The 8,296-nt window shown below is 36.9% G+C and carries 2 protein-coding genes; both read right to left on the bottom strand.

What is annotated here, in order from left to right; translation table 11 throughout:
• The coding region (locus CKF54_RS06645) for a beta strand repeat-containing protein (protein ID WP_119525578.1) at positions 1–4,769 on the bottom strand (4,769 nt) is incomplete at its 3' end.
• Between the two features lie 329 nt (positions 4,770–5,098).
• Positions 5,099–8,296 (bottom strand): hypothetical protein (locus CKF54_RS08180; RefSeq protein WP_222987554.1); only part of this gene is annotated, 3,198 nt, incomplete at its 5' end.

Here is an 8,296-nt window from a genome sequence, read left to right as displayed (position 1 = left end):
TTGATGTCAGCTGTACCGTTTTCAGCGTTGATAGTTACACCTGTAGCACCAGAGATGTTTGAATTATCAATTGTTACATCATCAGTTGCTTGGATAGCTACGCTACCGTTTTGTGCTGTTAAGTTACTATCTAGTACATTTACTGAACCATCAGTTGCAGTTAATGATACACACTCAGTCGCTGTTAAGATTGAGCCATTTGTAACATTTACATTAGTACCAGAAACGCTAATATCTGTAGCATTTACTGAAGTATTAGCTAATGACGCGTTACCGTTAGCTTGTAAGTTGAAATCAGTAACATTTAAATCTAAGTCTGATAATGAAATATCTTTACCAGCTTCGAATGATAAGTTACCTGTTGTATTTAATGTTGAGTTACCGATTGTTAATGAACCTTCACTCGCATTAAATAGGATACCTGCTTTACCAGAGATATTTGAGTTATCTACTGTTAAATCATCTTTTGCAAATAAGCTTACATTACCATTTTCTGAAGTAACATTTGTACCTTCAGTTGTTAATGAACCACCTGTAGAAGTTAAGTTAACTTCACCACTTGCAGAGATGTTAGTACCGTTGTTTAAGTGTAAGCCTTCAGTACCTGAAACTGTTACGTTACCAGTTTCTGCAGAAACGTTTGTTGCGTTTAAGTTAGCAACACCTTCAGCAGTTACATTTACATCTTTAGATGCAGAAATGTTGCTGTTCTCTAAAGTTAAGTTTGAAGCAGAGCTTACAGTTACAGAACCTTCGTTTGAAGTGATGTTAGAGCCAGTAGCGTTTAAATCACCTTCTGTAGCTACAACATTTATATCTGAATCTGAAATTAAGTTAGTACCGTTATTTAACTCTACTGATTTACCTTCAACATCTAAACCTGTAGTTGCATTTACAGTTGTGTTGTTTAGAGTAACAGCTTCACCAGCTGTTAATGTAGCGTTTTCAGTTACATTGAATGAGCTGTCAGTAGTAGTTAAATTACCATTTGCAGCATCTAAAGTTAAAGTAGTTGCATTTAATGAAGTATTTGCAACTGATACATCGTTACCAGCAGTAACTTCTGCTTTGTTAACTGTACCTTTAACGTTTTCAACAGTTGCGTTCTCACCAGCTGTTACTGTTAAGTTCGCAGAACCATCACTACCTAAAGTAATAGTTGAGTTTTCACCTGAAATAGTTGCATTTTTACCAGCAGTTACAGTTAAGTCACCGTCAGTTTTAATGCTTGTATCAGTTAAAGTAACATTACCTTCAGTTGAAGTGAAGTTTAGTGGTTTAACTGCAGAGATGTTAGAGTTATTAGCTACTAAATCACCAGTTGTAGAAGTTAAAGTAACATTGTTAGCAGTAACGTTCGTACCTTCTAGGCTTGCAGTACCATCTGTAGCTGTAATTGCTACGTCACCGTCAGTTTCGTTAGCCGTTAAGATTGTACCATCACCTAAAGTTACATTTGAACCTGATAATGTTAAATCACCTGAAGTTGATGTAGCTGTTGTGTTAGCAACTTCTAAATCACCACCAGCATTTAAAACTGTGTCATTAACTGAAGTTAAGTTACTGTCAGCTACTGTTAAATCACCTGATGTAGTTGTTACATTAATATCATCAGCTGAAATTGTATTGTTGCTTAAAGAAGCTGAGTTTGCAGCGTTTACTGCTAAATCACCACTTAAGCTTAAGTTGTTATTGCTTAATGCAACGTCAGTACCGTTAATATCAACGTTACCTAAATCACCAGTTAAGCCTTCAACTGTTGCAGTTTTACCAGCGCTTACAGTTAAGTTTGCACCTTCACCTAAAGAGTAAGTAGAGCTTGTACCAGAAACTAAAGATACGTTTTCAGTTTCAGAAACTAAAGCTAAACCTTTCTTAGCACTGATGTTAGAGTTTTCTACAGTTAAGTTGCTGTAAGCTGATAATGAAACATTACCTTCGCTTGCAGTAATGTTAGTACCAACTACGCTTACATTACCTTCTGATGAAGTTAAGTCAACATCACCACTTGTAGCATTTACATAAGTGTGGTTATCTAAACTTAAATCTTCTTTAGCTGATAGAACTACTGAATCACCAGCGTTAATTGTTGTGTTAGCGATATCAACTGTACCATTTGTTGAGCATACTGACACGTTGTTAGCAGCGATTACAGTTGAATCATCTAAAGTTAACGCATTGTTAGCAGTTAAGCTTGTATCTGTAGTAGCATTTAATGTTGAGTTTTCAACAGTTACATTACCACCTGATACATTGATATTGTCTGCTGTTAAGCTTACATTTTCAACTTTAGCGTTGTTACCACCGTAAACAGAAATGTTAGAAGAATCTGACATTTCTAAAGTTACAGTTTCACTTAACGTTACGTTATTTGAAGCGTTTAAGCTGATGTTACCATCAGTTACACCAATTGTAGCACCGTCAAATGCGATGTCACCACCAACAGCAACTAATGAAGTGTTAGAAGCTGATGTAACGCTTGAGTTAGCAACGTTAATGCTACCGTCAACAGTAGTTAAAGCTACAGTGTTACCAGTGATTGTTGAGTTATCGCTGATGTTAATGTTTTTAACATTTGTAGTTACTGTTGCAGTATCGCTACCGTTAATTGATGAGTTAGATACATTTAACGCAGATCTTGTGTTGTTTAAGTTAAATGATTTAGAAACATTTACACTTGAGTTAACAAATGTAGTTGTTACACCACCAACGTCAGTTGCACCTTCAATTGGATATAAGTCAACTTCTGCTGCTGTAATGTTAGTACCGTTGAAAGTAAAGTTTTCACTGTACTTAATGCTTAAAGTACTATTTTCAGCATCGATAGTTGTATTGTTGATTGATGAACTTGCATACGCGTTAGCACGGATGTATGAAGTTGTGTTACCACGTAAGTGGATGTAAGAGTCAGAAATATTTAACCAGTATTTTTGGCTCTCGTTATAAACTTGTTCGTATGAACCAAGAACTAAGCTATAAGCTTCGATGCTTGAGTTGTTCATACTGAAGTTACCCATACCGATTAGGCTTAATGTACCGTTACCAGCAAAGTTGAATGTACTGTTTTCAACTTTGTAAGTACCACCTGAAGTATAGATAGTTAAGTAATTGTTGTTACCAGCTAAAGTGTATAAGTAAGCACCAGTAATTGTAACGTTACCATCAGTAAGGATAGTTACGCTAGTTGATTTTAATTGGTTATTAATTACTGTATCACTTAAACTTGAGCCAGCATAACCATTCTTACCTTGATACCAACCAGTATACGTATTTGATGACGTTGATGAAGAGTTGTAAATAGTTAAATCTGTAGGGTCGATTAACCAGTTACCGTAGTAAGAAACACCTTTTTCTGATGAAGTGTTTACACTAATATCATCAGCGATTGAAATGTATTTACCAGAAGTTTCTAAGAAACCACCGTTACCATTTACAGAAGTTGCTGAGAATTCACCAGAAACGTAAGCGTAGTTACCCCATACAGCGATGTTACCAGCGTCATTTACACCAGATACGTTGATTTTTGAACCAGTTTCAACTGTAGTATTGTTCGCTAATTTAACAGAACCATTACCTTTAAAATCACCACCAACGTAAACGTCACCACCAGTAGCACCTGAAGCATTGATATCAGAGTTGCTTCCTAATACAACTTCATCACCTAATACTTTAATAGTACCAGCTTTACCTGCTGTGTTTGAACTATTTAAAGTACCGTTGTTTACTACTAAGCTGTTTTTAGTACCAGTTACTTCTGTGTCAGTTTGTGCAGTTGTTTGCACTTCATCAGATACTGAAGCACCGTAAAGAACGATTTCACCATCTGCGCTAATTTTTGCATTAGTTGCAGAAGTTGCATAGTTAGACATGATGTCTGCAAATTCACTTGCAGATGTATAACCATTTGCTACTTTGTTACCTAATAAAGTAGCACGTTTAGAAATAATTTCACCTAAGTTTACTGCTTTGTTTTCTGCAGTTACTTTATAGCTGATTAAAGGATTATCTAAATCCTGAATTGTAATACTTTTACCTGCTAAAAGGAAAACAGAACCGTTTTCAGCTTTTAACACACCAGTATTCACAACCTGACCACCAATTAAAGCTAATGAACCATCATCATTAACTTTAATCATACCTTGAGAAAGGATTTGTGCGATTGCTTGGTCTTTATCTTGGTTGAAAACGTAGTTACCGTTTAAGAAATCTTCATTAGTAATATCTAATGTAGAAGCTACTAAAGAGCCTACATCTACTACTGAGTTTTCACCGAAAACGATACCAGCTGGGTTAACGATAAATACTTTACCATTCGATTGTAAAGTACCTAAAATTTGAGAAATTTGTCCACCAATAACACGGTTTAATACGGCTGAATCAGTTGATTGTTGGATAAATTTAACAATTTCGTTTTCGTTAATGTTAAATGTCTGCCAGTTAATAATAGCATTAGCTGAGTTAGTAATTTCTGTAACTAAACCATTAGTCACTACATTAACTGTACCAGAAATTACATCCATGCCAGTACGAGCAGCATCAGCTTGAGCGTTACCTACTAAAGATAAAGATGATGCTAAACCTGCAGCAATAACTGAACTTTTAGCTAATGGGCTTAACGCAAGGTTAACATCTTTAGCATTAGGAGCTTTAACTTCTTTTGTCTCTTTAGCTGATGAAGTAGAACCTACATCTGCATTAGTAGCTAATTCAGAAACAACAACTAGTTGCTTCTTCGTTTTACTATATTTAAGATTAAAAATTTTATTCATATGACTTTTAACAGATTACAATGTATGCCTTAAACCTATTCATAAAGGCAGAAGACAGTCAAACCATTTGCAATCTGCTTACTTATAAAAATAGATTATTAATATACCAATTACTCATTCTAAGCTCTAAAGCTCAAAATTTCTAAAATAGAAAAAATTACAATCTATTAGACACCTTTTAGTTTAAAAAGTTTTAAATAATAGAAAAATAAGCATACAAAGTAGCCTTTTATTCTAAGTAACAAAAAAAATGAGTGATCCCTCGGATACCGAGAGATCACTCATTTTTAATTGATTTAAGGGAAATCCCTACGAGAAAAATTTATTGATTAATTTTTCTCTTGAACATCAGATACTTCATTATAAGAAACCTGATTGCTTAATGCTTTACGAGCTTCTACTACGATGTTAGAAATAACTTCGCCTGGAAGAATGTTAGTTGGAATAGTGTTAGGAATTTCACCATTCTCACGAACTTTATCGTTTAAGAAAGCACACAGTTTTCTCATTTCTTGGTAACTGTCACTATCAGATGGTAAATAATCTTTTAATACAGTAGGATCGATTATCGAACATGTCTGTAATGTAATACCAAATTTATTTAGATAGTTATTTAAATGACTATTGTTAGATGCAACTTCTAAATTAAAGTCTTTATCTAACTGCATATCAGAGCTTGCAATGATTCTAGGAATAAAGTTATTACCTTCATCTTTACCTGCTTCGATAAAGTCATTTAAACCTTGATCTAATAACCAATCTTTGTAATTAGGATCTAGTACTACATCGACTAAGTTTTCATTAGGTTTAACTGTATCAAGATCATCTAAGAATAAAGCTAAGATAAATGAATAGCTACTTGGATCTCCAAATAATGGATTTTGACTTTCTGCACCATTTCCGAAGCGATATAAGCCATTACCAGTTGCATATCCTTTTTTGTAAGCTACATCTGGGTTAGTTGTTTCTGCACCAGAGTTCCACTGATATAGACCAGTACCAGTTGCGTAACTATTTTTATTAGCTACATCTGGATTTGTAGTTTCTGCACCAGTGTTCCATTGATATAGACCTGTACCTGTAGCATAACTGTCTTTGTTTGCTACATTAGGATTTGTGGTTTCAGCACCTGAATTCCATTGGTATAAACCTGTACCCGTAGCATAACTATCTTTGTTTGCTACATCTGGATTTTGAGTCTCTTCACCAGAATTCCATTGGTATAGACCAGTGCCTGTTGCATAGCTATCTTTGTTAGCTACGTCTGGATTAGTAGTTTCTGCACCAGAGTTCCATTGATACAGACCAGTACCAGTTGCATAGCTATCTTTGTTAGCTACATCTGGATTAGTAGTTTCTGCACCAGAGTTCCATTGATACAGACCTGTACCTGTTGCATAGCTGTCTTTATTAGCTACGTCAGGGTTAGTAGTTTCTGCACCACTGTTCCATTGGTATAGACCAGTACCAGTTGCATAGCTATCTTTATTAGCTACGTCTGGGTTCTGCGTCTCTTCGCCAGAATTCCATTGGTATAGACCGGTGCCAGTTGCGTAGCTGTCTTTGTTAGCTACATCTGGGTTAGTAGTTTCTGCACCTGAATTCCATTGATACAGACCAGTACCTGTTGCATAGCTGTCTTTGTTAGCTACGTCTGGGTTTTGTGTCTCTTCTCCAGAGTTCCATTGATACAGACCTGTTCCAGTTGCATAGCTGTCTTTGTTAGCTACATCTGGGTTAGTGGTTTCAGCACCTGAATTCCATTGATATAGACCAGTACCAGTAGCATAGCTGTCTTTGTTAGCTACGTCAGGGTTCTGTGTCTCTTCGCCTGAATTCCATTGATACAGACCAGTACCTGTTGCATAGCTGTCTTTGTTAGCTACATCTGGATTTTGAGTTTCTGCACCAGAGTTCCATTGATATAAACCTGTACCAGTTGCATAGCTGTCTTTATTAGCTACATCTGGATTTTGTGTCTCTTCGCCAGAATTCCATTGGTATAGACCTGTACCTGTCGCATAGCTGTCTTTGTTAGCTACGTCAGGGTTAGTAGTTTCTGCACCACTGTTCCATTGGTATAGACCAGTACCTGTAGCATAGCTGTCTTTGTTAGCTACGTCTGGATTAGTAGTTTCAGTACCAGAGTTCCATTGATATAGACCTGTACCTGTAGCATAACTATCTTTGTTTGCTACATCTGGATTTTGAGTCTCTTCACCAGAGTTCCATTGGTATAGACCTGTACCTGTCGCATAGCTGTCTTTATTAGCTACGTCAGGGTTAGTAGTTTCTGCACCACTGTTCCATTGGTATAGACCTGTACCAGTTGCATAGCTATCTTTGTTAGCTACATCTGGGTTAGTTGTTTCAGCACCTGAATTCCATTGGTATAGACCTGTGCCAGTTGCGTAACTGTCTTTGTTAGCTACATCTGGGTTTTGAGTTTCTTCGCCAGAATTCCATTGATATAGACCTGTACCTGTAGCATAGCTATCTTTGTTAGCTACATATGGATTTTGTGTCTCTTCGCCAGAATTCCATTGATATAGACCTGTACCTGTAGCATAGCTATCTTTGTTAGCTACGTCTGGGTTCTGAGTCTCTTCGCCAGAATTCCATTGGTATAAACCTGTACCTGTAGCATAGCTGTCTTTATTAGCTACATCTGGGTTTTGAGTTTCTGCACCACTGTTCCATTGGTATAGACCTGTACCTGTTGCATAGCTGTCTTTGTTAGCTACATCTGGATTTTGTGTCTCTTCGCCAGAATTCCATTGATACAGACCAGTACCTGTTGCATAGCTGTCTTTATTAGCTACATCTGGATTTTGAGTCTCTTCACCAGAATTCCATTGGTATAGACCTGTACCTGTAGCATAGCTGTCTTTATTAGCTACGTCTGGGTTTTGTGTCTCTTCACCTGAATTCCATTGATATAGACCAGTACCAGTTGCATAGCTGTCTTTGTTAGCTACATCAGGATTTTGAGTTTCTGCACCAGAGTTCCATTGGTATAGACCAGTACCTGTTGCATAGCTGTCTTTATTAGCTACGTCTGGGTTAGTTGTCTCTTCACCTGAGTTCCATTGGTATAAACCAGTGCCTGTTGCGTAACTATCTTTGTTTGCTACGTCAGGGTTAGTAGTTTCAGCACCACTATTCCATTGATACAGACCTGTACCAGTTGCATAGCTATCTTTGTTAGCTACATCAGGATTTTGAGTCTCTTCGCCAGAATTCCATTGGTATAAACCAGTACCAGTAGCGTAGCTATCTTTATTAGCTACATCTGGGTTAGTTGTTTCAGCACCACTGTTCCATTGGTATAGACCTGTACCAGTTGCGTAGCTGTCTTTGTTAGCTACATCTGGGTTAGTTGTCTCTTCACCAGAGTTCCATTGATACAGACCAGTACCAGTTGCATAGCTATCTTTGTTAGCTACATCTGGATTAGTAGTTTCTGCACCAGAGTTCCATTGATACAGACCTGTACCTGTTGCATAGCTGTCTTTATTAGCTACGTC

The organism is Psittacicella hinzii (assembly GCF_003585885.1).
GTDB lineage: Bacteria > Pseudomonadota > Gammaproteobacteria > Enterobacterales > Psittacicellaceae > Psittacicella.
The sequence above is the reverse complement of the archived record's forward strand: the minus strand, read 5'-3'. Positions and strand labels throughout refer to the sequence as shown.